Source organism: Serratia sp. 121840015-1, assembly GCF_053627655.1.
The window spans coordinates 784,125-808,944 of sequence record NZ_JBSEYF010000001.1; the positions used below are offsets into that span (position 1 = coordinate 784,125).

The 24,820-nt window shown below is 62.5% G+C and carries 25 protein-coding genes; 7 read left to right on the forward strand and 18 right to left on the reverse strand.

The annotated features are described in order from the left end of the window. Nucleotides 1–618 carry a glutathione S-transferase family protein gene (locus ACUXAC_RS03730; protein WP_084827599.1) on the reverse strand — a complete coding sequence of 206 codons (618 nt, stop codon included), beginning with the start codon at nucleotides 616–618 and terminating at the stop codon, nucleotides 1–3. Nucleotides 619–718: 100 nt separating this feature from the next. Here ACUXAC_RS03730 and ACUXAC_RS03735 point away from each other — a divergent pair, with 100 nt between their 5' ends. From ACUXAC_RS03735 to ACUXAC_RS03755, 5 genes are all read left to right on the forward strand, one after another. Then, entirely contained in the window at nucleotides 719–1,630 is a 912-nt protein-coding gene (locus ACUXAC_RS03735) for a LysR family transcriptional regulator (RefSeq protein WP_047730355.1), read from the forward strand. Between the two features lie 147 nt (nucleotides 1,631–1,777). After that, nucleotides 1,778–2,575, forward strand: a complete 798-nt coding sequence (locus ACUXAC_RS03740; protein WP_454266495.1) for an alpha/beta hydrolase — start codon at nucleotides 1,778–1,780, stop codon at nucleotides 2,573–2,575. Nucleotide 2,576: 1 nt separating this feature from the next. Next, nucleotides 2,577–2,948, forward strand: a complete 372-nt coding sequence (locus tag ACUXAC_RS03745; RefSeq protein WP_197795262.1) for a RidA family protein — start codon at nucleotides 2,577–2,579, stop codon at nucleotides 2,946–2,948. A gap of 57 nt (nucleotides 2,949–3,005) precedes the next feature. Further along, complete coding sequence (locus ACUXAC_RS03750; protein ID WP_454266496.1) at nucleotides 3,006–4,193, forward strand: amino acid aminotransferase; 1,188 nt, start codon at nucleotides 3,006–3,008, stop codon at nucleotides 4,191–4,193. Nucleotides 4,194–4,213: 20 nt separating this feature from the next. After that, nucleotides 4,214–5,611: an amino acid permease gene (locus ACUXAC_RS03755; protein ID WP_454266497.1), complete on the forward strand. Its 1,398-nt coding sequence runs from the start codon at nucleotides 4,214–4,216 to the stop codon at nucleotides 5,609–5,611. Between the two features lie 37 nt (nucleotides 5,612–5,648). Here ACUXAC_RS03755 and paaY read toward each other — a convergent pair whose 3' ends face one another. From paaY to paaA, 13 genes are all read right to left on the reverse strand, one after another. Next, on the reverse strand, nucleotides 5,649–6,245 hold the full coding sequence (paaY, locus tag ACUXAC_RS03760) for a phenylacetic acid degradation protein PaaY (protein WP_021505794.1): 597 nt from the start codon (nucleotides 6,243–6,245) through the stop codon (nucleotides 5,649–5,651). Between the two features lie 12 nt (nucleotides 6,246–6,257). Further along, on the reverse strand, nucleotides 6,258–7,196 hold the full coding sequence (paaX, locus tag ACUXAC_RS03765; protein WP_060420571.1) for a phenylacetic acid degradation operon negative regulatory protein PaaX: 939 nt from the start codon (nucleotides 7,194–7,196) through the stop codon (nucleotides 6,258–6,260). Between the two features lie 78 nt (nucleotides 7,197–7,274). Beyond that, on the reverse strand, nucleotides 7,275–8,582 hold the full coding sequence (paaK, locus tag ACUXAC_RS03770; RefSeq protein ID WP_049201370.1) for a phenylacetate--CoA ligase PaaK: 1,308 nt from the start codon (nucleotides 8,580–8,582) through the stop codon (nucleotides 7,275–7,277). A 15-nt stretch (nucleotides 8,583–8,597) separates the two neighbouring features. Further along, nucleotides 8,598–9,803 carry a 3-oxoadipyl-CoA thiolase gene (gene pcaF, locus ACUXAC_RS03775; protein ID WP_454266498.1) on the reverse strand — a complete coding sequence of 402 codons (1,206 nt, stop codon included), beginning with the start codon at nucleotides 9,801–9,803 and terminating at the stop codon, nucleotides 8,598–8,600. Beyond that, complete coding sequence (gene paaI / locus ACUXAC_RS03780; RefSeq protein WP_047730362.1) at nucleotides 9,800–10,240, reverse strand: hydroxyphenylacetyl-CoA thioesterase PaaI; 441 nt, start codon at nucleotides 10,238–10,240, stop codon at nucleotides 9,800–9,802. Before paaI ends, pcaF begins: the two co-directional genes overlap by 4 nt. Beyond that, nucleotides 10,237–11,766: a 3-hydroxyacyl-CoA dehydrogenase gene (locus ACUXAC_RS03785; protein ID WP_197862124.1), complete on the reverse strand. Its 1,530-nt coding sequence runs from the start codon at nucleotides 11,764–11,766 to the stop codon at nucleotides 10,237–10,239. The genes paaI and ACUXAC_RS03785 overlap by 4 nt, the downstream gene beginning before the upstream one ends. 2 nt (nucleotides 11,767–11,768) lie before the next feature. Further along, nucleotides 11,769–12,560, reverse strand: a complete 792-nt coding sequence (paaG, locus tag ACUXAC_RS03790; RefSeq protein WP_060439665.1) for a 2-(1,2-epoxy-1,2-dihydrophenyl)acetyl-CoA isomerase PaaG — start codon at nucleotides 12,558–12,560, stop codon at nucleotides 11,769–11,771. A 3-nt stretch (nucleotides 12,561–12,563) separates the two neighbouring features. Continuing rightward, the gene (paaF, locus tag ACUXAC_RS03795) at nucleotides 12,564–13,337 is read right to left on the reverse strand and encodes a 2,3-dehydroadipyl-CoA hydratase PaaF (protein WP_060439667.1); all 774 of its coding nucleotides are present in this window, start codon (nucleotides 13,335–13,337) and stop codon (nucleotides 12,564–12,566) included. 8 nt (nucleotides 13,338–13,345) lie between these two features. Next, a complete protein-coding gene (gene paaE / locus ACUXAC_RS03800) occupies nucleotides 13,346–14,404 on the reverse strand; it encodes a 1,2-phenylacetyl-CoA epoxidase subunit PaaE (protein WP_454266499.1) in 1,059 nt (352 codons plus the stop codon). Nucleotides 14,405–14,417: 13 nt separating this feature from the next. Beyond that, a complete protein-coding gene (gene paaD, locus ACUXAC_RS03805) occupies nucleotides 14,418–14,915 on the reverse strand; it encodes a 1,2-phenylacetyl-CoA epoxidase subunit PaaD (RefSeq protein WP_033653577.1) in 498 nt (165 codons plus the stop codon). 9 nt (nucleotides 14,916–14,924) lie between these two features. Beyond that, nucleotides 14,925–15,683: a 1,2-phenylacetyl-CoA epoxidase subunit PaaC gene (gene paaC / locus ACUXAC_RS03810; protein ID WP_187322540.1), complete on the reverse strand. Its 759-nt coding sequence runs from the start codon at nucleotides 15,681–15,683 to the stop codon at nucleotides 14,925–14,927. Nucleotides 15,684–15,691: 8 nt separating this feature from the next. Beyond that, on the reverse strand, nucleotides 15,692–15,979 hold the full coding sequence (paaB, locus tag ACUXAC_RS03815; protein WP_004935173.1) for a 1,2-phenylacetyl-CoA epoxidase subunit PaaB: 288 nt from the start codon (nucleotides 15,977–15,979) through the stop codon (nucleotides 15,692–15,694). Nucleotides 15,980–16,000: 21 nt separating this feature from the next. Further along, complete coding sequence (gene paaA, locus ACUXAC_RS03820) at nucleotides 16,001–16,939, reverse strand: 1,2-phenylacetyl-CoA epoxidase subunit PaaA (protein WP_454266500.1); 939 nt, start codon at nucleotides 16,937–16,939, stop codon at nucleotides 16,001–16,003. Between the two features lie 317 nt (nucleotides 16,940–17,256). On the opposite strand from paaA, the gene paaZ reads away from it, so the two are divergent. Next, the gene (paaZ, locus tag ACUXAC_RS03825; protein WP_308343515.1) at nucleotides 17,257–19,323 is read left to right on the forward strand and encodes a phenylacetic acid degradation bifunctional protein PaaZ; all 2,067 of its coding nucleotides are present in this window, start codon (nucleotides 17,257–17,259) and stop codon (nucleotides 19,321–19,323) included. A 43-nt stretch (nucleotides 19,324–19,366) separates the two neighbouring features. On the opposite strand, the gene ACUXAC_RS03830 is transcribed toward paaZ, so the two are convergent. Beyond that, nucleotides 19,367–20,260, reverse strand: coding sequence for a Kdo hydroxylase family protein (locus ACUXAC_RS03830; protein WP_060420598.1), 894 nt, complete (start codon nucleotides 20,258–20,260; stop codon nucleotides 19,367–19,369). A gap of 494 nt (nucleotides 20,261–20,754) precedes the next feature. Beyond that, nucleotides 20,755–22,308, reverse strand: coding sequence for a sensor domain-containing diguanylate cyclase (locus tag ACUXAC_RS03835; protein WP_060420601.1), 1,554 nt, complete (start codon nucleotides 22,306–22,308; stop codon nucleotides 20,755–20,757). A 160-nt stretch (nucleotides 22,309–22,468) separates the two neighbouring features. On the opposite strand from ACUXAC_RS03835, the gene ACUXAC_RS03840 reads away from it, so the two are divergent. Then, nucleotides 22,469–22,663, forward strand: a complete 195-nt coding sequence (locus ACUXAC_RS03840) for a hypothetical protein (RefSeq protein ID WP_084827610.1) — start codon at nucleotides 22,469–22,471, stop codon at nucleotides 22,661–22,663. Between the two features lie 15 nt (nucleotides 22,664–22,678). Here ACUXAC_RS03840 and ACUXAC_RS03845 read toward each other — a convergent pair whose 3' ends face one another. Both ACUXAC_RS03845 and ACUXAC_RS03850 read right to left on the reverse strand, forming a co-directional pair. Further along, nucleotides 22,679–23,098, reverse strand: a complete 420-nt coding sequence (locus tag ACUXAC_RS03845) for a VOC family protein (protein ID WP_047730371.1) — start codon at nucleotides 23,096–23,098, stop codon at nucleotides 22,679–22,681. A gap of 177 nt (nucleotides 23,099–23,275) precedes the next feature. Further along, nucleotides 23,276–24,196, reverse strand: coding sequence for a Kdo(2)-lipid IV(A) acyltransferase (locus ACUXAC_RS03850; RefSeq protein WP_060420607.1), 921 nt, complete (start codon nucleotides 24,194–24,196; stop codon nucleotides 23,276–23,278). Nucleotides 24,197–24,820 lie beyond the last annotated feature (624 nt).

Sequence of the window (24,820 nt, forward strand, 5' to 3'; positions counted from 1 at the left end):
TCAGCTCGCCGCCGGTGCCGGCAGGGCCGGCATGGCGAAGAAGCCGGGAAGCGCCGCGATGCTCGCCACCCAACGCCGTATGGCGGGGTAAGGCGCCAGCGAAATGCCGCCTTCGGCCGCGACCGCCACATAGCTGTAGCAGGCCAAATCGGCGATGGTCGCCTGTTCACTGGCCAGATAGCCGCGCTCGCTCAGGTGCTGCTCCATCTGCGGCAGAAAGCGATCGCTGATTGCCCGCGCCGCCTGGTAATCCTCCGGCACCGCGAACTGGGCGATCAATCGGCAGGAGGCCGGGCCGTAGCGGACTTCGCCGGCGGCTTTGGAAAGCCAGGCCTGCACCCGCGCCGCCGCCGCCGGCTGTTCCGGCAGCCAGTGGCTGTCCGGCGCATAGCGTTTCGCCAGATAGACCAGAATGGCGTTGCTGTCGGCCAGCGTCAGATCGCCGTCCTGCAAGACCGGGATCTGGCCAAACGGGTTGAGCCGGCGAAAGGCCGCGCTCTGCCGCACCTCCGCCGAGGCTTCTACCCATTCATAAGGCAGCGCCAGCATGCGCAGCAGCAACGCCACGCGGTGAACGTGGCCGGAAAGCGGGGTGCCGTAGAGGGTGATGGTGGACATGGCGTTTCTCCTCAGTGCTTTTTTTTTCAGCATACTCTTGCGGTGAATGAGCGGAATCCGGCAATGTGGAAATTGATAATTTCACTTATCGGAAGAGTCTATGGATCGGTTAGACGAGTTGGCCATCTTCGTGGCGGTGGTGCAGCAGGGCAGCCTGGCAGCCGCCGGGCGCAAACTGCGGCGCTCGGCGCCGGCGATCACCCGGGCGATCGCCGCGCTGGAACAGCGGTTCGGCACCCGGCTGGTGGAACGCACCACCCGGCGGCTGGCGCCTACCGAGGCGGGCGTGCGCCTGCTGGAGCGCGCGCAACAGCTGCTGCAGGATTATCAGGCGGTGGTGCAGGATACCGCCGAAGCGCAGCTGAGCGGCTTGCTGCGCGTCACTTCGCCGGTGCAGTTCGGCCGCCGCTACGTGGCGCCGGTGGTGATGGCGTTTCTCGATGACTACCCGCAGATGCAGATCGAAATGGTGTTGAACGATCGCAATCTCGATCTGATCGACGAAGGGCTGGATATCGCGGTGCGCATCGGCCATCTGCAGGACTCTTCGCGCGTGGCGCGGCGGCTGGGGCAGGTCAGTCGGGTGACGGTCGCCAGCCCGGCTTACCTGGCGCGCTGCGGCGAGCCGCGCTCACCGGCGCAGCTGGCGGAGCATGCCACCATCGTCGGCACTCAGCGGCCGTCGCTGCGTGAATGGCGCTTCGGCCCGCAGGAAAACGGCGAGCGGGTGCGCTTGGCCCCCCGACTGTTGCTCAACGATGTGGAAGCGCAGCTGCTGGCGGTGCGCGCCGGCAAGGGCATCGCCCGCCTGCTCTCGTATCAGGTGGCGGACGATGTGGCCGCCGGTACGCTGGTGCGGCTGCTGGCGGACCATGAACCGTTGCCGATGCCGGTGCAGCTGGTGGCGCAGCAGGCGCAGCGCATGCCGCTGAAGGTGCGTGCCTTTTGGGATTATGCGTTTGAGCGGCTAAGCGCATTGCCGCAAATTCAGCCGGACGGGCGGGGAAAATAAGCGCAAAAAGTTTCATGGGTTAAACTTTTTCGCCGCCGGTGTTGTTTTATTTTACCGGGCGCGCATTGCTGATAGACCCGTCTTGACAATAATGTTGCCGGTGCTAATAGTTAATTCATATCTTAAATAATAAACGAAGTTTAATATATGAAACAACTTGCGGGGAGCTATGACAACGGCGCTGCGGTGGATAATGAAGACGCTATTTTGGCTTCATTTCAGACCCGCAGTGCGGCTATTTATCATCAGACGAAACATGAAAAGAATATTGCGTATGGCGAAAGCGAACGCGAGACGATGGATTGGCTCTATTCTGCAAAGCAGCACCAGGGGACGTTAATTTTTATTCACGGCGGCTATTGGCAATTCTGCGATAAGGCGGATTTCGCCTTTATCGCTGCCGGGCCGTTGGCGTTGGGTTTTGACGTGGTGCTGGTGGAATATGCGCTGGCGCCGGCGGTTAATCTTGACGCTATTTGTCGCCAGGTGGGGGCGGCGCTTGATGCTATTCAGCGCCGTCTGCCGCCGCACTATGCCCATCCGGTGCATCTGTGCGGCCATTCCGCCGGCGGGCATCTGGCGGCGTTTTGGCAGCAGCATGCGTTGGTGGAGGCGGTCTTTCCCATCAGCGGCCTGTTCGAACTGGCACCGCTGCAAGAGAGCTATGTCAATCGGGCGCTGCAGCTGACCGAGCGGCAGATTGAAACGCTAAGCCCGGCGCGCCACCCGCCGACGCGCAGTAAGCCGCTCACGCTGTATTACGGCGCAGCTGAGCTGCCGGAGCTGATCGGTCAGTCGCAACACTATCACGCGGCGCTGCGCCAACGCGGGTTGCCGGCCGAACTGGTCGCGGTGCCCGGCGCCAATCATTTCACCATTCTGGATGCGTTGTTCGCCGCCGACGGCGCGCTGCTTCGCCAACTTGACCACCACGGGAACCACTGACATGCGCGAGATCGTAGAGACCGGGCTGCCGGACATCGGCCAGCCTTTTTCCTGGGCCACCCGGGGCGGCGGCATGCTGTTTACCGCCCACGGCCCGGTGCGGGCGGACGGCAGCATCGAGACCGGCGCGCCGGAGCAACAGATTGCGTTAACCTTCGATAACCTGGCGCAGACGTTGAAGACGGCGGGCAGCCACAGCGATAAGGTACTGCAGGTGATCGTTTATCTTACCGACGTCAACGACGTTAAATTGCTCGATGATATTTACCGGAAATACTTTAATTATCCTTATCCCAATCGCTCCACGGTTATTGTCGAAAAACTGGTGGTGCCGGGAATGAAAATAGAAATCACCGTCAGCGCCATCGCCTGATTTAATTTTTATTAAGTCCATCTTCATATTAATTCAATAACGAGTTAAGGATGCGTCATGTTTAAACAGATTGCACCTTCTGCAGCCGATCCTATTATGTCGCTGATGGAAGCCTATTTGCAGGACCCCAATCCGAAAAAAGTGAATTTAGGCATTGGGCTCTATTACGACCGGCAGGGGAATATTCCGCTGATGCAGGCGGTGGAGGCCGCCGAGCAGCGGTTGCTGGCGCTGCGTCGCCCGCACGGTTATCCGCCGATCGAAGGTTCGCCGCAGTTCGCTCGCCAGGTGCAGGTGCTGCTGTTCGGCGAGCAACAGGCGGCCGAGATCGCCACGGTGCAGACCGTCGGCGGTTCCGGTGCGCTAAAGTTGGCGGCGGATTTTTTGCGCCACTTTCTGGCGCGCAGTGACATTTGGGTGTCCGATCCCACCTGGGCCAATCACTGGGCGATATTTGAAGGCGCCGGGCTGCAGGTGAATACCTATCCCTACTTTGACGAAGCGGCGGGTGGCCTGCGTTTCGCCGCCATGCTCGACGCGCTGGACAGCCTGCCGCCCGGCAGCGTAGTCCTGTTGCATCCTTGCTGCCATAACCCGACCGGCACCGATCTGACGGCGGAGCAGTGGCGCGCCACGCTCGCCGTGCTGCAGCGGCGTAAGCTGCTGCCGCTGTTCGATCTCGCCTATCAGGGCTTCGGCGACGGGCTGGAGGAGGACTGCTTGGCGTTGCGCGAAGCGCTGAAAACCGATCTGCCGTTTTTGGTCTGCAACTCGTTTTCCAAAAACGTGGCGCTGTACGGCCAGCGGCTGGGCGCGCTGTCGGTGCGCTGCGCCGATGCGGAAAACGCCGCTAACGTCAAAGGCGCGTTAAAAACGCTGATCCGCCGCAGCTACTCCTGCCCGCCGACGCACGGCAGCCAGATCGTGGAAACCCTGCTCGGCGACGCCGAACTCGGTGAGCTTTGGCGCAATGAGCTGGCGGAAATGCGCGTGCGCATCAAGCAGATGCGTGAGCAGCTGGCCGCCGGCCTGGCGCGGGGAGGTTCTTCGCTGGATCACCGGCGCATACGCGATCAGCGCGGTATGTTCAGCTATACCGGCCTGAACGAAGCGCAGCTGCAGACCCTGCGGCAGCGCTATGCCATCTATCTGGTTTCGCCCGGCCGCATGTGCCTGCCGGGGCTCAACCCCGGCAATATCGACTACGTGACCGCCGCCATTCTCGACGTCACCCGTACCGCCTAACTTCGCTCGGGAACACAGCCATGCCACAGATGAATGATTTTGAGCATATCGCCCGCCGTCAGGGCGGGTTGAACAAGCATCTTACCGCCGGGCAGATGTCGATGCTGGCGATCGGCGGCGCCATCGGCACCGGGCTGTTTCTCGGCAGCGCCTACGCCATTCAGATGGCGGGGCCGTCGGTATTGCTGAGCTACCTGATCGGCGGCGTTATTGCGCTGCTGTTGATGGGCAGCCTGGCGGAAATGACCTCCGAACACCCGACGCCCGGCTCGTTCGGCGACTACGCCGAATTCTATCTTGGCCCGCTGTTCGGTTTTCTGGTGCGTTATTCCTACTGGTCTTGCGTGGTGCTGGCGGTGGGCACCGAAGTTACCGCCATCGGCATGTACATGCAGTTCTGGTTCCCGGCGACGCCGACCTGGCCGTGGGTGCTGCTGTTCTCGGCGGCGGTGATCGTCATCAATGTGATCGGCGTGAAGTCGTTCGGCCAGGTGGAATACGCGCTGTCCACCGTCAAAGTGACGGCGATCGTGGCGTTCATTCTGATCGGCATCGGCATTCTGGCGTTCTCGGGCAACCCGGCCTACGGCCTGCGCAACCTGACCGCCGGCGGCTTCATGCCGTTTGGCGTCAAGGGCATGTGGTTCGCGGTGATCGTGTCTATCTTCAGCTACCTGAGCATTGAAATGATCGCGGTGGCCGCCGGCGAGGCGAAAAATCCGGTGATTGCGGTGAAGGCGGCGTTCAAGGGCACCATCGTGCGGCTGTTTATCTTCTACATGCTGTCGATTGCCCTGATGCTGGCCATCGTGCCCTGGCGGCAGTCCGGCACCGGCGAAAGCCCGTTCCTGATGGCGATGAACGTGATCCATCTGCCCGCCGCCGCCGGTATTTTCAACTTTATCGTGCTGGTGGCGGCGCTGTCGGCGATGAACAGCCAGCTGTATATCACCACCCGCATGATGTTCTCGCTGTCGCGCGCCGGGCAGGCGCCGGCGGCGTTGGGGCGCGTCAGCCGGCGCGGCATTCCGGTCAATGCGCTGGCGATGTCGTGCATCGGCATCGTGGTGTCTATCGTGCTGAGCCTGGTGGCGCCGGAAACGTCGTTCGCCGCCATGATGTCTATTTCGGTGTATGGCGCCTGCTTTACCTGGCTGATGATTTTCGTCACCCACCTGTTCTTCCGCCGCCGGCATCGGCAGACCCACCTGAAGTTCCGCATGTGGGGGTTCCCGTATACCACCTTGCTGGGTGCCGGGCTGATGGCGGCGCTGATGATCTCGACGGCGTTTACCGAATTCTTCCGCATGACGCTGTGGTTCGGTATTCCGTTAACCTTGCTGCTGGTGGTGGCTTATCACGTCCAGAGCCGCCGCGCGGCCGTGCCGTCGCCGTTCAAGGCGCCGGAAGTGGAGTAATAAGGGAAGGGGCTGAGGCGTTCCTCAGCCCCGGGGATTACAGCTGGCTTTTCGGGATCAGGTGGTCGCCGAAGCTCAGGCGTTGGCGGCCCGGTTCGATTTCGGTCAGCGGCGCCACTTCGTGCAGCGAGGATTTGCAGCGCTGTACCAGATCCTGATACTCGCGGGTGCCTGCGATCTTCCAGGCCAATTCCTGTTCGGTCAGATCGCGCAGCACGCGCGCCGGGCTGCCGACCACCAGCTTGTTGGCTTCGATCACCGCCGCGGCTTTGACGAACGCCATCGCGCCGACGATGGTGTTCTCGCCGATTTCCGCGCCGTCCATCACCACCGCGTTCATGCCCACCATCGCATTGCGGCGAATGCGGCAGCCGTGCAGGATGGCGCCGTGGCCGATATGGCCGTCTTCTTCCACCACCGTGTCCTGCTGCGGGAAGCCGTGCATCACGCAGTTATCCTGAATGTTGGCGCCGTCGCAGATCACCAGGCGGCCAAAATCGCCGCGCAGGCTGGCATTCGGGCCGATGTATACGTGCTTGCCGACGATCACGTCGCCGATCAGCACCGCCGTCGGGTGCACGTAACTGCTGGGGTCGACGACCGGCGTCAGGCCGTCAATCTGATACACAGGCATAGCGTGAGTTCCTTAAAATGTAGGGTCGCGCGGCAGGCCGCCGAAGCGCCGATAGTAGCCGGCGGCCGGCGCGGGCAGGGCGCCGATGGTGGTTTCCGCCAGCGCGCTGACATATTCCGTTGCGGCGCGATCGACCTGTTGATAAAGATTGATGCACAGGTTGCGGGCGATCTGGCCCTCCCACTGCGCGGGCAGCAGCGCGTCCGGCAGCAGCGGATCTTTCAACACCACGCGACGGAAGAAGTGAATCAATAATAGCTTAATCTGGAAACAGCGCAGCGGCGTCAGCGCCGACGGGTCGACTTCGCGCAGCAGCGCCATCAGCGGCCGGAAGGAGACGATAAACTCGTGATAGCCGGCCGCCACCTCGTTTAGCGACCAGCAGTCGGCCACCAAGTTCTGCAGGGTTTGCTCGGAGCGGTTATAGGGATAATCGGCGCGGAAGTAAATCACCTGCTCGCTGGCGTTCAGCTCGCCGAGCAGTGCCGTCACGTCGGTTTGCGCATGGGTGGGGGCGGCCATCAGGTTGCTGGCGATTTGCCCGAACCCGAGCCAGCCCAGCTCTTTTTTCAGCCGCGCGCGCTCGTTTTTTTCGGCGCTTTCCAGCAGCAACAGCTCCCACTTGCCGTCCCAGGCGGGCTGCTCGCGCAGATAGATTTTCGATTCGGCGTGGCGGAACTGGCGCATCCCTTGCTCGGTCACGCGGTAGAAGCTGCGGCGGCCTATTTTTTCCACCGCCAGCCAACCCTCTTTCTGCAGGCGGAACACCGAGGTGCGCACGAAGCGATCGCCGAAGCCGAAGGCCTCCAGCAGCGCGCTCAGGCTGCCGAGCCACACTTCGCCGCCGCGGTGGCTGAGCGCGTCGCCGTACAGCGAAATGATCAGCGAGGTGCCGCTGATCGGCTGCGCGTCGACGGCATGGCGAATGAACTCATCCAGTTTATGTTCCATATTTTTCCATGGGTTAGCCTTCGATGAGCCATAACATTACCATAATTTAAGGCGGCGTCATCCGTGACGCCGTGCGCCTCAGCGCGGCCGCAAATCGACCACGCGCTGCGCTTTGCCTTCCGAGCGCGGAATATCGCCGCAGTTGGCGATGCTGACGTCGGTGCTGACGCCCACGATCGATTTGATGTGGTGGCGTAGCTGGTGGCAGATGTCGCAACGCTGCTGGTGGCTGAGGCTGAGCGCCGACTCCTTGAGCTCGACACGCACCGCCAGCGTGTCCAGGTGCCCGCTGCGGCTGACCTGCAGCTGGTAGTGCGGCGACAGCTGCTCGAACTGCATGATCTGCTCTTCCACCTGCGACGGGAAGACGTTGACGCCGCGGATGATCAGCATGTCGTCGGAGCGGCCGGTGATCTTGCCCATGCGGCGCATTTGGCGCGCGTCGCCCGGCAGCAGCCGGGTGAGATCGCGGGTGCGGTAGCGGATCACCGGTAGCGCTTCTTTGGTCAGGGTGGTGAACACCAGTTCGCCGTGTTCGCCGTCCGGCAGAGCAATGCCGGTTTCCGGGCAGATGATCTCCGGCAGGAAGTGGTCTTCCCAAATGGTAGGGCCGCCGCCGCTCTCCAGACACTCCATCGCCACGCCCGGCCCCATCACTTCCGACAGGCCGTAAATATCCAGCGCCTTGATGCCCATGCGGGTTTCGATCTCGTGGCGCAGGGCTTCGGTCCAGGGTTCAGCACCGAACACGCCGAGCCGCAGCGAGCAGCCGCGCGCGTCGCCGCCCATCTTGCGCTCCAGCTCGTCGATCAGCGTCAGGCAATAGGACGGCGTCACCATGATGATGTCGGGTTTGAAATCGAGGATCAGCTGCGCCTGGCGTTCCGTCTGGCCGCCGGACATCGGGATCACCGTCGCGCCGAGCCGCTCTGCGCCGTAGTGTGCGCCCAGGCCGCCGGTGAACAGGCCGTAACCGTAGGCGACGTGCACCTTGTCTTTGGCGGTGGCGCCGCCGGCGCGCAGACAGCGGGCGACGATATCGGCCCAGTTATCGATGTCGCGCTGGGTGTAACCCACCACCGTCGGGCGGCCGGTGGTGCCCGAGGAGGCGTGGATGCGCACCACCTGTTCCATCGGCACCGCGAAGGTGTCGAACGGGTAGTTGTCGCGCAGATCCTGCTTGGTGGTGTAGGGGAAGCGCGCCAGATCGCTCAGCTGTTTGAGATCGTCGGGGTGCACGCCGGCCTGGTCAAATTTGCGTTTGTACATCGGCACATTGTCGTAGGCGTGGTGCAGCGTCCACTTCAGACGCGTCAGCTGCAACGCTTCAATCTCATCGCGCGAGGCGAATTCGATCGTTTCGAGGGGCTGTGGATTTATTGTCATGGTTAGCCTCAGGGGTCAGACACGCTCAATGATCATGGCGATGCCTTGGCCGACGCCGATGCACATGGTGCAAAGCGCGTAGCGGCCGGCTCGCCGTTCCAGTTCAAACAGGGCGGCCAGCGCCAGGCGCGCGCCGCTCATGCCCAGTGGATGCCCCAGGGCGATCGCGCCGCCGTTGGGGTTGACCTGCGGGGCATCGTCCGGCAGGCCAAGCTGGCGCATTACCGCCAACGCCTGGGCGGCGAACGCTTCGTTCAGTTCGATAACGTCCATCTGCGCCAGGCTCAGCCCGGCGATTTCCAGCACCTTGCGGGTGGCCGGCAGCGGGCCGATGCCCATCAGCCGCGGCTCCACGCCGCAGGTGGCGGTGGCAACGATGCGCGCGCGCGGCGTCAGCCCCTGGCGCGCCGCCATCGCTTCGGAGGCGACGATCAGCGCCGCCGCACCGTCGTTCAGGCCCGAGGCGTTGCCGGCGGTGACGCTGCCGGGCTGACGGAACGGGGTTTTCAGCGCCTGCAGCTGATCAAAGGTGGTGTCGGGGCGTGGGTGTTCATCCTGGCTGAATAGCGTCACCGCGCCTTTTTTGCCGATGAGGCTGACCGGGGCTATCTCCTGCGCCAGGTGGCCCAGCGCCTGCGCCCGGGCGGCGCGCTGCTGGCTGCGCAGCGCAAAGGCGTCCTGATCGGCGCGGCTGATGTTGAACTGCGCCGCGACGTTTTCGGCGGTCTCTGGCATCGAATCGGTGCCGAACTCGGCCTGCATGCGCGGGTTGACGAAGCGCCAGCCGAGGGTGGTGTCGTACAGCTGCGCCTGGCGGCTGAAGGCGCTGTCGGCCTTGCCCATCACCAGCGGCGCACGGGTCATCGATTCCGCGCCGCCCGCCAGCAGCAGCCCGGCGTCACCGGCTTTGATGCTGCGCGCCGCCATCGCCAGCGCATCCAGGCCCGAACCGCACAGGCGGTTCACCGTGGTGCCGGAAACGCCGACCGGTAGCCCGGCCAGCAGCAATGCCATACGCGCCAGGTTGCGGTTGTCTTCCCCGGCCTGGTTGGCGCAGCCGAGGATCACGTCGTCCAGCTGCGCCCAATCGACCTGCGGATGGCGTTCCAACAGCACGCGCAGCGGCAGGGCGGCGAGGTCGTCGGCGCGCACCTGGGCCAGCGCGCCGCCATAGCGGCCGATCGGGGTACGCACGCCGTCGCAGATAAATGCCTGATTCATGCCTGATCTCCTAAAATGCTGTGGCCGAGGCGGTGCGCGCGGCCGCGGAACCAGGCGACGGTTTTGCCCCGTTGGTTAACGATTTCGACGTCATACAGCCCGGTGGCTTTGCCCTGATGGCGCATCTCCGCGCTGGCGGTGAGGCGATCGCCGGCCAGCGCCGGGCGGACGAAGTCGATGCTGCAGCCGGAGGCCACCGCCGCCAACCCCTGGCTGTTGCAGGCGTAGGCGAAGGCGGTGTCCGCCAGGCTGAACAGCTGGCCGCCGTGGCAGGTCTGGTGGCCGTTGAGCATCTGCGGGCCGACGGTCATGCTGACCTGAGCGTACCCGGCGTCGACGGCATCGATGTGCATCCCCATCGCCTGAGCGCAGGTATCTTGTTGGAACATCTGTTCGGCGCAGCGCTGAGCCAGCGCGCGTGGCGTATTGGCGTTCATCGTTCGGCTCCTGGGAAAGAGGCGGGGGAAGCGTAGCGGCGCAGCAGCGGCATCGGGCGATAGCGCGCTTCGCCGTAATAGCGTTGCAGGTTTTCCAGCGTAGTCAGAATGTGGCGCCAGCCGAGCGCGGCGCCCCAGGCCAGCGGCCCGCGCGGATAGTTGACGCCGCGCAGCATCGCCAGATCGGTATCTTCGGCGCTGGCGACGCCTTTATTCACCACGTCGAGCGCTTCGTTGGCCAGCATGGCCAGGGTGCGCATCGTCAGCAGGCCAGGGTAATCCGGCAACGGAATGACCTGCTTGCCGAGGGACTGCAGCAGGCGAATCGCGTTGGCATTGTGTTGCGCATCGTTTTGCGCCGCGCAGCTGATGGCGATGGCGGAGGCGTGCGCATAGTCGGCACAGAGATCGAACAGCACCACGGGCGTTCCACGTTCGTCGGCCAGTTGGCCGGCGGTTTTACCATTGGTTAACATCAGTGTAACGTCGTCGATCGTGACGTGTGGGCTGGTCTGGCCAGGTTGTTTGATCGCCCCCGCATTTTCGCTTAACAGCTGCGCCAAATCGGCCAGCGAGGACCAGTCGCCGTGCAGCGTAACGCGTTGCGGCAGTGCGGCCTGCGCCGGTGGCGTAAAGGCGATCGCGGCGGCGGATCGCGGCGCGTCGTAGCGGTAGAAACCGCGGCCGGATTTACGGCCGAGGTGCCCGGCGGCCACCAACTCCTGCTGCACCAGTGAGGGCGTGAAGCGCGGATCCTGATAGAAGGCCTGATACACCGATTCGGTCACGGCGTAATTGACGTCCTGGCCGATTAGATCGGTCAATTGCAGCGGGCCCATGGCGAAGCCGCCGGCGTCGCGCAATACCGCGTCCAGCGTGGCGGCGTCGGCCACCTGTTCCTCCAGCGCGCGCAGGGTTTCGGCATAGAACGGCCGCGCCACGCGGTTGACGATAAATCCCGGCGTCGAGCGGCACACGACGCTCTGCTTACCCCAGCGCTGTGCCAGGGCCTGCAGCGCGGCGAGGGTCTCGGCGCCGGTCTCCAGGCCGCTGACGATCTCCACCAGCTTCATCAGCGGCGCCGGGTTGAAGAAGTGCAGCCCGGCCATGCGGGCCGGGTGTTGCAGTGCCCCGGCGATGGCGGTGATCGACAGCGAAGAGGTATTGCTGGCGAACAGCGTCGTGGGTGCGCAGAGCGCCTCCAGATCGCGGAACAGGCCCTGTTTGATCGCCAGATTTTCCGCCACCGCTTCAATCACCAGCGTGCAGTCGGCCAGCTGCTCGAGCGAGTCGGCGCATTCGAGGCGCGCCAGCAGGGCTTCGGTGGGCGCGGCGTCGGCCTTGCCGTCGTCGACCCGCTGGCGCAGGCGGCGAGCGAGATCGTCGATCGCGCGCTGGGCGGCGGCGGGCGCGATATCGAACAGCCGCACCGGGTGGCCGGCGGCGGCGGCCACCTGGGCGATGCCGATACCCATGGTGCCGGCGCCGATCACCGCCACCTGGCCGTTAAGAAGGGGCGCGTTCATGGCTATTTCCCGCTGAAGTTTGGCGTGCGTTTGGCAAAGAACGCGCTGACGCCTTCGCGATAGTCGTCGCTGCGGCCGCCCAGGCGCTGCAGATCGCGCTCCAGATCGAGCTGCTGATCGAGGCTGTTGGTGGCCGAGCTGTAGAGGGCTTTCTTGATCAGCCCCAGACCGTAGGTCGGCTGGGTGGCCAGATGGCGCGCCAGCGTTTGCGTGCGGTCGGCCAATTCATCCGCCGGCACTACCTGCCAGATCATGCCCCACGCCAGCGCCTGTTGGGCGCTGATTTTGTCACCCAGCATGGCCATGCCCATCGCGCGGGCGTGGCCGGCCAGCCGCGGCAGGAGCCAGCTGCCGCCGGAGTCAGGCACCAGCCCCAGACGGCAGAAAGACTGAATGAAGCTGGCATTGTCGGCGGCGATGACGATATCGCACGCCAGGGCCAGCGCGGCGCCGGCGCCGGCCGCCACGCCGTTGACCGCGCACACCACCGGCTTCGGCAGGGCGGTCAGGCGACGGATCAGGGGGTTGTAGAAACGTTCGACCGACAGGCCGAGATCCGGCGCCTGTTGATCGGCGCTGACGTTGCGATCGTTGAGATCCTGCCCGGCGCAGAAACCGCGCCCGGCGCCGGCGATCAGCAGGCAGCGCACGCTGTCGTCGCGCTCGGCTTGCGTCAGCGCTTCACTCAGCTGGCGATGCATCTCGTCGTTAAAGCTGTTGAGCCGATCCGGCCGGTTAAGGGTCAGCGTCAACACGCCGGCGTCGAGATGGCTGAGAATCAATGCGTTATCCATAAATCAGCGCCCCTGATAGTTTGGCGTACGTTTTTCGAAAAAGGCGGCGATGCCTTCGCGGCGATCGTCGGTGGCGGCCAGGGTGACGAACTGCTGACGCTCCATCGTCAGCCCCTGGCTAAGGCCGATTTCCTCGGCCTGTTTCAGCGCCTGTTTGGCGGCGCGCAGCGCCAGCGGCGCCTGACGGCTGATGCGATCGGCAATCTGCTGCGTGCGTTCCAGCGTCAGGGCATCGACGCACACTTCGCTGATAAGGCCGGCCTGCAACGCGGTGCAGGCGTCGATGGGCTCGCCGGTCAGCACCATCTGGCTGGCGCGCGACTTGCCGACGCAGCGGATCAGACGCTGGGTGCCCCCGGCGCCCGGCATCAGGCCGAGGGTGATCTCCGGCAGGCCGAAGCGGGCGCTTTCGCCGCCGATGACGATGTCGCAGGCCAGCGCCAGCTCGCAGCCGGCGCCCAGGGCATAACCGTTCACCGCCGCCAGCAGGGGCTTGCTGAACTGCGCCAGCCGCTGCCACAGCTGCGGACGGCGATCCGCCAGCGCGGCCGGCAGATCCTGCTGTTGCAGTTCGCGCAGATCGGCGCCGGCGGCGAAGAAGCGCGCCGCACCGGCGATCACTACGGCGCCCACGCCGCTGTCGGCGTCGGCCTGCTCCAGGCGAGCAACCAGCTGTTCCAGGCACGGCGTGCTCAGGGCGTTGCGCGCCTCCGGGCGATGCAGCGTCAGCGTGACCACGCGGTGCTGCTGCTGATGCAAAATAAAGGGGGTGTCCATCGCGGCTCCTAGACGTCGAAGTCCAATACCACGCCGTCGCCTTTCGGCCACGACTGGCAGCTCAATACGTAGCCTGCCGCCAGCTGATCCGGCTCCAGGCTGTAGTTGACGCCCATCTCCACCTGGCCGGCCTTCAGACGGCATTTGCAGGTGGCGCATACGCCGCCTTTGCAGGCGTAGGGCAGGTCGGCGCCCTGGCGCAGCGCGGCGTCGAGAATGCTGTCGTCCTGTTCGCCGACCTCGATATCCAACCGGCGGCCGTCGAGCAGGATCGCCACCCGGGTGGCGTTGCGATCGCCGCTGCTTCGCGGGCGGACGACCAGGCCGCTGGTGTTGAAGCGTTCGCTGTGGATGTGGTTGGCCGGGACGCCGGCCTGTTCCAGCACGGTTTGTGCGTCGTCCATCATCGATTCCGGCCCGCAGATAAAGGCGTGGTCATAGTCGCGGAAATCCAGCAGCGCGCCGCCGATCGCCGTCAGGCGTTCACGGTCGATGCGGCCGCTGAGCAGCGGGCTGTCGAGACTTTCCTGGCTGAACAGATACAGCTGCTGAAAACGCTGCGGGTAGCGGTTTTTCAGATCCGACAGCGCCTCTTTGAACATCATCGAACGGCTGTTGCGGTTGCCGTAGATCAGGGTGAAGCTGCTGCCCGGTTCGAGCAGCAGCGTCGCCTTGATGATCGACAGCATCGGCGTGATGCCTGAGCCGGCGGCGATCGCCAGGTAGTTGCCGTGGCGCTCTGCCTGCGGCTGGTAGCCGAAGTGCCCCTGAGGCACCATCACCTCCAGCGCGTCGCCGACCTTCAGCATGCGGTTGACGAAGCCGGAGAAGCGCCCCTGGTCAATCGCCTTCACGCCGATCTGCAGCAGGCCTTCCTGCGGCGAACTGCAGATGGAGTAGCAACGCCGCAGCTCTTCGCCGTTGACCAACGCCTTGAGCGTCAGGTGCTGGCCGGGGGTATAGCGGTATTGGTTTTGCAGCTCTTCGGGCACCCGCAGGGTGATGGCTACGGCGTCCGGCGTTTCGCGCTCGATGGCGGCGACGTTCAGGCGATGAAAGACCGTCATGGTGTCAGCGCTCCTATATGCATTTGAAATAATCGAACGGTTCCCGGCAGTCGCAGCAGCGGTACAGCGCTTTACAGGCGGTGGAGCCGAACTCGCTGATCTTCTCGCTGTGGGTGCTGCCGCAGCGCGGGCAGGCTACCGGGCCGTGGGCGTGCGGCCGATCGCAGGTGTGCCCCTGCGGTGGCGCTACGCCGTATTGCCGCAGCCGCTCGCGGGCGTCGGCGTTCATCCAGTCGGTGGTCCAGGCCGGGCTGAGGCGAATGTCCACCTGCACCGGGCTGAAGCCGGCGGCCGCCAGCCGCTGCTCGATGGCGTTGAGCAAAAATTCGGTGGCCGGGCAGCCGGAATAGGTTGGGGTGAAGGTCACGCGCCAGCCCGCGCCGTCGCGCGCTACGTCGCGCACCATGCCCAAATCGGTGATCGACAGCACCGGCAGTTCGGGATCGCTGATCTGCTGCAGGCAGTGCCAAATCTGCGGGATTTCGGCGGGTTGCAAACGGGTGACGTTCATCGTGGCCTCCTACCATTGACCGTTTGGATAGGCGCGCTGCAGGAACTGCATTTCCGCCAGCAGCGGGCCGAGGTGTTCGCTGTGCCGGCCTTGCTTGCCGCCGTGCCGGAACGCCTGCTCGGCAGGCAGCGCCAGCGTCGCCTGGCGCAGCGTCTCTTCCACCTGCGCTTGCCAGGGGGCCTGCAGTTCGCGCGGATCGACGGCGATGCCTTGTTCTGCCAGTTCCAGCTCCAGCGCGTCGGCGTGGAACAGCTCGGCGGTGAACCGCCACAGGTTATCCAGCGATTGCTGGATCTTGCGGTGGCTGACGTCGGTGCCGTCACCCAGGCGGATCATCCAGCCGTGGCTGAAGCGCAGGTGATAATCGGCCTCCTTCAACGATTTGGCGGCGATGGCGGCGATCTGCACATCGAGGCTGCGGCTCAGCGCCTGGTGCAGCTGTACGTGGTAGGCATCGAGCAGGAACTGACGCACCAGCGTGTCGTTGAAACCGCCGTTCGGCTGCTCCGCCAACAGCAGGTTATGAAACTGGCGCTCGTCGCGGCCGAAGGCCAGGCTGTCTTCGCTGCAGGGCGGGCCGGCCAGTTCGGCGGCGTAACCCAGAAAGTTGCGCGCCTGGCCGAGCAGATCGAGCCCGATGTTGGCCAACGCCAGATCGATTTCCAGCTCGGGCGCGTGGCCGCACCAGGCGCACAGGCGCTGGGCGAGGATCAGAGGCGTGTCGCCCTGGCGGAGCAAATAGCTGATGCGCGGATCGTTAACCGTCATGGTCGCCTCTACATGTTCTTGATGCCGTCGGGAATGGTGTAAAACGTCGGATGACGGTAGATCTTATCTTCGGACGGATCGAAGAACGCGCCGCGATCTTCCGGCTGCGAGGCGATCAGATGGCGCGACTGCACCACCCAGATCGAGCAGCCTTCGTTGCGGCGCGTATAGGCGTCGCGGGCATTTTCCAGCGCCATTTGGTCGTCGGCGGCGTGCAGGCTGCCGACGTGGCGATGCGCCAGCCCTTGTTTGCTGCGGATAAACACTTCATACAGCGGCCATTCAACGTGGCTCATGATCTCGTTTCCTTATGTTGGCTATGCGGCGGAGGCGGCGTTTTTCGCGGCGTGGGCCATGGCGCCGTCGCGTACCCAGGCGCCGTCTTCCCAGGCGCGGCGTTTGGCCTGCAGGCGTTCGTGGTTGCATTGGCCGCGCCCTTTGAGCACCTCATGCAGTTCGCTCCAGTCGATCTCGCCGAAGCGATAGTGGCCGGCGGCCTCGTCCCAGGTAAGGCTCGGGTCCGGCGCCGTCATGCCCAGCGCCTCAAGCTGCGGCACGGTGTTGTCGACGAATTTCTGCCGCAGCTCATCGTTGCTGTGGCGTTTGATTTTCCACGCCATGCTCTGGGCGCTGTGGGGGGAGTCGGCGTCGCTCGGGCCGAACATCATCAGCACCGGCCACCAGAAGCGATCGATAGCGTCCTGCAACATGGCGCGCTGCGTGTCGCTGCCGTTGGCCATCGCCATCACCGCCTCGTAGCCCTGGCGTTGGTGGAAGCTTTCCTCTTTGCAGATTTTCACCATCGCCCGCGCATAGGGGCCGTAGGACGCGCGGCACAGCGCCACCTGGTTGACGATGGCGGCGCCGTCGACCAGCCAGCCGATCACGCCGATATCCGCCCAGTTGAGCGTGGGGTAATTGAAGATAGAGGAGTACTTCATCTTGCCGTCGAGCATCTTTTGGTAGATGTCCTGGCGCGAACAGCCGAGGGTCTCGGCGGCGCTGTAGAGGTACAGACCGTGGCCGGCTTCGTCCTGCACCTTGGCCAGCAGCACCGCCTTGCGGCGCAGCGTGGGGGCGCGCGTCAGCCAGTTGGCTTCCGGCAGCATGCCGATGACTTCCGAGTGGGCGTGTTGGCCAATCTGCCGAATCAGGTTCTGACGGTAGGCGTCCGGCATCCAGTCTTTGGCCTCAATGGCGATGTCCGCCGCGATCTTGTCGTCGAAATGCTGCTGATACTGTGCGTCAGTTGTCATGCTTGCCTCTTGGTGATTCGTATTTTTCACATTAAACATAAAAATGTGAATCACTTTAACTAACCATAAGGCTACAAACTGATAACAAAAAGATCAAACGTAATTCATGTGGTTTTGCGAGGTTACTCACAAGGTGATTTGTTATTTTGTTGATTTTATTTGATAAATAAAGTGATTAATTCCTTGTTTATGGCAGGTCAAATGCCCTGAAAGCGCCTTTTGTTTTCTTTTTGTTAAAATTTGGTTTGGCGCGGACTGGTATTTATGTGATACGTAATTAAGCTATATGGTGAAAATTTATGAATTTCGGAGGGCACATGCAGCAGTTACACAGTTATCTTTCTGGCGCCTGGGTGTACGGGCAGGGAGAGGGGCGCGAGATCCGCCACGCCGTGACCGGCGAGGCGCTGTACCAGGTTTGCTCCGACGGCCTGCCGTTGGCGGCGAGCCTGAGCTATGCGCGCAGCCACGGCGGCCCGGCGCTGGCGAACATGACATTCCAGCAGCGCGCCCAGATGCTGAAAGCGGTGGCGAAACACCTGTTGGCGCACAAAGAGGCGCTGTATCAGATTTCCTATCAAACCGGCGCGACGCGCAGCGACGGCTGGGTTGATATTGAGGGCGGTATCGCCACGCTGTTCGCCTATGCCGGCATGGCCGGCCGCGATCTGCCGGACGATACCCTGTGGCCGGAAGACGAGCTGATCCCATTGTCGAAACAGGCGCAGTTCGCCGCCCGCCACGTGCTGACCTCGCGCCCCGGCGTGGCGCTGCACATCAACGCCTTCAACTTCCCGTGCTGGGGCATGCTGGAAAAACTGGCGCCGACCTGGCTGGCGGGCATGCCGGCCATCATCAAGCCGGCCACCGCTACCGCGCAGCTGACGCAGGCGATGGTCAGGCTGATCGTCGACAGCGGGCTGGTGCCGGAAGGGGCGCTGCAGCTGGTTTGCGGCGGCGTCGGCGACATGCTTGCGCACCTGGATTACCAGGATGCGGTGACTTTCACCGGTTCGGCGCAGACCGGACAGCGGCTGCGGGCACACCCGCGCCTGCTGGAGAAATCGATCGCGTTCACCATGGAAGCGGATTCGCTCAACTGCTGCGTGCTGGCGGAAGACGTGACGCCGGAGATGCCCGAGTTTGCGCTGTTCATCAAAGAAGTGTGCCGTGAAATGACCGCCAAGGCGGGGCAGAAATGCACCGCGATCCGCCGCATCATCGTGCCGGCGGCGCAGGTGGCGGCCGTGCGTCAGGCCTTGTTGCAGCGCCTGGCGGGGGTGACGGTGGGCGATCCGCAGCTGGAACAGGTGCGCATGGGGGCGTTGGTCAGCCACGAGCAGCGTGATGATGTGCAAAGCAAGGTGGATTTCCTGCTGCGCAACGGCTGCGAACCACTCTGTGGCGCGGCGCAGGATAAGCTGGAAGTCCTCGGTGACGGTGCGCGCGGCGGGGCGTTTTATCCGCCGACCCTGCTGTATTGCGCCGATCCGCTCACCCATCAGGCGGTGCACGGCACTGAGGCCTTCGGCCCGGTGGCGACGCTGATGCCGTATGCGGATACCGAGCAGGCGATCGCGTTGGCGTTGCTGGGGCAGGGCAGCCTGGCGGGATCGCTGGTGACTGCCGATCCGGCATTGGCCAAGCGCTTCATTCGCGCGGCGGCCTGCGCCCACGGCCGCATGTTGATTTTGGATGAGCAGGCGGCGGCGGAGTCCACCGGCCACGGTTCGCCGTTGCCGATGCTGGTGCACGGCGGCCCGGGGCGCGCCGGCGGCGGTGAAGAGCTGGGCGGGCTGCGCGCGGTGAAGCACTATATGCAGCGCACGGCGATCCAGGGCAGCCCGGCGATGCTGGCGGCCATCGGCGGCGAATGGGTGCGCGGCGCGCCGGTCGTCGAGCATCCGGTGCATCCGTTCCGGAAATACTTCGAGCAGCTGCAGCTGGGCGACAGCCTGTTGACCGCGCGCCGCACCGTGACCGAAGCGGATATCGTCAACTTCGCCTGCCTGAGCGGCGACCATTTCTACGCGCACATGGACAAGATCGGCGCCGCCGACTCGCTGTTCGGCGAACGGGTGGCGCACGGTTACTTTGTGGTGTCCGCCGCGGCCGGGCTGTTTGTTGACGCCGCCGTCGGGCCGGTGATCGCCAACTACGGCATGGAGAATCTGCGCTTTATCGAGCCGGTGAAGATCGGCGATACCATTCAGGTGCGGTTGACCTGCAAAAAGAAAATCCGCAAGCCGCAGAAAACCGCCGAAGATCGCCCGCACGGCGTAGTGGTGTGGGATGTGCAGGTGTTGAATCAGGAACAGCAGCCGGTGGCGCTGTACAGCATTCTGACGCTGGTGGCGCGCCAACAGGGGGATTTCGAGGCGTGATGCGCGTTTGCCGCCGCCGGTAACGCCGACGGCGGCAAATCAGTCAGATCAACGGCTGGCCGCGCAGCTGTTCCAACACTTTCAGCGGTGAACGTTGCGGATCCTGCATTTTATTCACCGGCAGCAGGAAGGTCTGTTCCAGCATAAACTGGCCGCCCATCGCGGCGTGCGGCGTTTGGTCCGAGAAGCAAATCCAGCTGCTGCCCGGCGGGAACGCCAGCGCCAGCTGTGGGCCACGCTGCTGATAATCGCCATCGGCCTTCATGGCGTCATGCAACTGCAGCATCAGGTGGTCATAATGGCTGCGGCGGGTTTTGGTGATGCGCACCTGGTGCTGCAGCCAGCTGCTTAACGCAGAATAGCGGGCCAGACGCGGCATAAAGCGTTCAGCCAGCTCAGGGAACGGCTCGCCGACCCGCCATTGGCGATGTTCACCGTGCGGATTGATGTTGGTGAAAATGCGCAGAATGCGTTCGCCGTAGTTCGGGCGCGACGGGAAAGCGTCGACGTGCAGCCGGCTGTCGTCTTTGCGCCAGGAGCTATTGGCGCGCCAGGCGGAGACCGGATGCAAACGCAGGCTGCCGGTTGGGTGGTGCAGCGCCTCCTGATACTCGGGCAACAGCCCGGCGATCAGCTGACGGCACGACTGGTAATAGCGCTCCAGCAGTTGCTGAACCTGCTGCCGGCGTTCCGCGACGGCGACGCCGGTCAGCTTGCCGGACAGCGGCTGATAGCTGATGTTCTTGCGCTTCGGATCGACCAACGCCGGATCCAGCAGCGGCATTTCCTGCTCAGACAGGGTGAAGGCCAGCTCGGGCAGAAACAGCACCTTGCCCTGTTCCAGTTCGCTGACCGCGCTGGAGGCTTCTTGCGCCGCCCATTGTCGCAACGGCAGCGTCAGAACGGCCCGTTCACGCGTAATATCGCCAGTAGGCATGAGATCTCCTTGCAAATCTATATCGCTTTATTCCCGTCTTTCAGGTTGCCGCGTGGTTGGCTGCACTGGCTTGCGCAGTGGCTGGCTGGAGCGGCGCCAGAAATTTTTGCGCCGGTCGCCCAATTGCAACGTGAAATTTGCGGGTTCTATTATGGATGTATCAGCAGGGCGCAGTGCGCCGAAGCGTGCGATGGCTTCCTGATATATAGAATAGTCCTGATAAGAGTATCACCGGCAACGCCAATAAATAGTAAACGGGGGCTAAACGGGGCCTGGCGTAGGCACGAATAATCAAAAATGGCACGAATGGGTTGTTGAATGGCGTAATTCTTATCTTATTGAATTATATTGTAAATTAATATCCTGCTTATTTATTGGCGTTATTTCATTCAGAGAGCGGGGCGAGTCGGTGAAATAATGTTGCGGAGGGAAACTATTTCATTTTTGCCGGGTGAATAAATCGGGCCGCCAAATTTTGGTGACCCGATGATTGCTTAAGCGCCGTAAATGCAGTTTTTGCCTTTTTTCTTGGCCTGATACAGCGCGCTGTCCGCCTCATTGATAAAGCTGATCGGCGTATCGTTGTACATATGCGGCACTTTGGCGCAGATGCCGATGCTGATGGTAACGATGCCGTGCGGGTTGCCCTGATGCGGAATTTTCAGATCGCGCACCGCCTGGATGACGCGTTCGGCGAAAATCAGCGCGCCCTGCACGTCGGTATCCGGCAGGATAATCCCCATCTCTTCGCCGCCGTAGCGCGCCAGAATGTCGTTGCTGCGGCACGCCAGCCCCTTCAGCGTTTGGCCGATTTGCTGCAGGCACTGGTCGCCGGCGACGTGGCCATAGCTGTCGTTGTACTGCTTGAAGTAGTCGATATCCAGCATCAGCAGCGCCACGCTGCGGTAGTTGCGCGAAGCCCGCGCCAGCTCGTTCTTCAGCGCGATATCAAACTGGCGGCGATTGGCCAGACCGGTCAGGCCGTCCAGCAGCGCCAACTCTTCGAGCATCTGGTTGATGCTGGTCAGCTGATCGCGGGTGCGCATCAGCTCGGCTTCGGTTTGCATGCTGTGCTTGATTTGCCGCAGCAGCACCATGCCCATCGCCAACAGGATCATCAGCAGAGAGAGGCCGCCGGCGGCAAACAGGCCGGCGTCGGTGCGCCAGTCCGCCAGCGCGTCGCGCTTCGACAGCCCGGCGGCGATCACCAGCGGAAAGCGATTGACCCGCGAATAGCCGTAGATGCGCTCCACTTTGTCGTACAGCGAGGTGATGGTGGCGTTGCCGAACTCCGAATGCGGTAAAATTTCGCTGAACAACACGCCCTTGGCGATGTTTTTACCGATCGAGGCCGCTGAGTAAGGGCGACGGTAAAGGATGGTGCCGTCCGCCAGCAGCAGGTTCAACGAGGCGTCGGTGTTGAGGGCGAAGCTGTCGTAAAACTGGCGGAAATAATCGACGTACAGCGTCGCCAGCACCACGCCGCCAAAGCTGCCGTCCGGGTTGTTGAAGCGCCGTGATACGGGGATGATCAGATCGCCGCTAGTGCGGCTGCGGATCACCTTGCCGATGTACAGACCGCCGCCGTCGCGGTTTTGATGGTATTTGAAGTAATCACGATCGGCGTTGTTGGCGTTCTTGATGAACTTGCCCGAGGAGGTCGCCAGCCAGCGGCCGCGCGCATCGTAGATAAACAGCCCATGCAGCTGCGGCAGATTGCCGACCTGCGTCTGCATGACGCGCTGCAGCCGCGTCAGCTGCGATGGGCCCAGCCCGTCGTTCTGGAGACGTTCGGTCAGATCGAGCAGATTGCCGTCCACCTGCATGAAGGTATCGTCGGCGTGCTGCGCCAGCGAGCGGGCGAGGTTGGCGGATTCATGCTCGGCGCTGCGCAGATCGCGCTGGTGCGCGTTCCAGATTTGCCAGCTGTTAAAGAGGATCAGCGTGGCGGCAACGATGATGACAAACACGCCGGCCTGAAATAATAATGGGGAGCTTTTAACGCTGCGCGGCGGCACGGCATCCTGTATGGGTTGCTGCTGAGTCATGTCACCCTTGTGGTTTGATTACTATTCAATTTGAGTTAAGAGCAATCCTATATTTTATGCATAAATGCGCCAGACCTCTAGCCCTTAACGAGGCGATACGGAGAAAGGCATGCCGCAATCTGCCTCTGCGGCGGTGTGAAGACTACGGAGTAAAGAGTCAATGTCGGATTACATCATGATCGCTTTACTGACGCTGGCGGTGTATTACCCCCTTACGCTGGGGGCGCTGGCGGGGATGATGTACATCGCCTGGCGGCGCCGCCGATCGCCCTACTGGCGGTTGGGTTTGGTGCTGTTGGCGCTGCTGTTCGTGCTGTTCGCCAAGGCGGCGTATGACTGGCACCGCTATAGCTAGCGGCGCCATGGCGGGTTATTCGACGTTGATCATCCAGTTGACGCCAAATTTATCGGTCAGCATGCCGAAGCCTTTGGCCCAAAAGGTGGCCTGGTAAGGCATCGTCACCTGGCCGCCCTGCGCCAGATTATCGAACAGCTTGCGCCCTTGCTCCGCATCGCTGGGGTTCAGCGACAGCGAGAAGCCTTTATGGGAAGCGCCGCCGCTGTCGTCCTGCGGGCAGCCGTCGGAGGCCATCAGCACGCCGTCGCCGATCAGCAGGCGCGCATGCATGATCGCCTCCGGGTTGACGTCCTGTGGCCCGCCTTGCCGAGCCTCTTCGGGCATGTCTTTGTAACGCATGACCATTTCAATTTTGGCATTCAACTGCTGCACGTAGAAGTTAATCGCTTGCTCACAGTTACCGCTGAAAAACAGATAGGGTTGTACCAGCATGACATTGACCTCGGTTGTGACCCGACAGGCAACGACCGGCCCGCGGGCAGGAAGAAATGGTTGCTGGCGGCAATGATTGCCGTCGGTGACTTATTAGTGTAGTTCCCTTGGCGAAGAATGCTTGTGCGAGGCGAGCGCGCCTTCGCCAGCGGTGTGGCGGGCGAAGGCACGAGGGCGTTAATACAGCGAAGGTTCGCCGGGCGGACGGGTTTTAAACCGGCGGTGCAGCCACATGTACTGATCGGGTGCCAGCAGCACCTGTTCTTCCACCACGCGGTTCATCATGGCCGCCGCGCGCGTTTCATCGTCCAGCGGGAAGTCCTTCAGCGGCGGCTGTACGATCAGCTCATAGCCCTGCGCATGCGGCAGCCGGCGCGGCACGAAAGGCACGATCGACGGCCGCCCCATGCGCGCCAGGATAAAGGTACCGGTTGTCGTGGCGGCGTTTTCAACGGCGAAGAACGGCGCGAACACGCTGCTTTGCGGACCGTAATCGTGATCCGGCGCGTACCACAGGATTTCCCCCTGTTTCAGGTTGCGGATCATGCCTTTGATATCTTTACGATCGATCATGAACTTATTCGAGCGCAGCCGGCCGCGGGTCTGGACCCACTCCATCAGCTTGTTGTTATGCGGGCGATGCACGCCGATACCGGGATTTTGCATGCCGAAAATGCGCGCGCCCAGTTCCAGCGTCAGGAAATGCAGGCCGATCAGCAGAACGCCTTTGCCGTCCTGGCGTGCCAGCTGCATGTTTTCCATGCCGCTCACCTTGAACCAGCGGGCGATGCGCCAGTCGGGCCAGAACCAGGCCATGCCGACTTCGAACAGGCCCATGCCGACGGACTCAAAATTTTTGACGATCAGCGCCTCGCGCTCGGCGGCGGGCATTGCGGGGAAGCAGAGTGCTAAATTGCGGCGCGCTATTTTTACCCGGCGTTTCATCAGGCGCATGGCTATTCTGCCGAGGCCGTGTCCAAGCCGATATATGAGCGGGTAGGGCAGTAACACCAAGAGATAGAGCATTCCTAGCCCTATCCACAGCAACCAATAACGAGGGCGCAAGAATTCGCGCTCAAAGCGTTGGTTTGAAAGCATTTTTCCTGTTCTTCCTTTTCTTTCCCAATGGGACCTTAACCCAAATTGTTATACGGCGAATGATAGAACATTTGGTGCTAAATAGGGTTTTCCATTAATGCTTTTTTTTGCGCTTTATTTAGCAACGCACGGATAACGGGGCAAGTTAGGATTTTTACCGAGGAAAAGGAGGATATTTACCGCTATTTCAACCGGCTGACGCAATTGAAAAATAAAGACACAATTAAGCGCATCGCAAAAGTGACAACCGCTATGTAACCTTAAAGAAACAGTAACGCGGCGGAACCGTCCCAAACGGCGGCCAGCGCGTACAGCAGTGCGAGAATCAGGATGAACGGGGCATTGAACATGGGCGTTTCCTCCCGGAGATTTGTTTAAAGTTTAGTCTGTCGAGATGACAGCAGGATGAAATTAGATCGTTTTTTGTACGGTGAAATTCAGACGGACGGAAATGGGTAAACCGCTGATTTTTTACTATAGTCATAGTGTGAAGTTGTGCGTTTGTCGCCGTACGCCCTGCATTGAGCGGCAGCGGGCAGATTGCCCGGAGCAAGATCGCGGGGCGGGCGGTGCCGGGCGTGAAACATGTGACGCAATTCTCAGAGGATTGGTCTGTAAGGATTT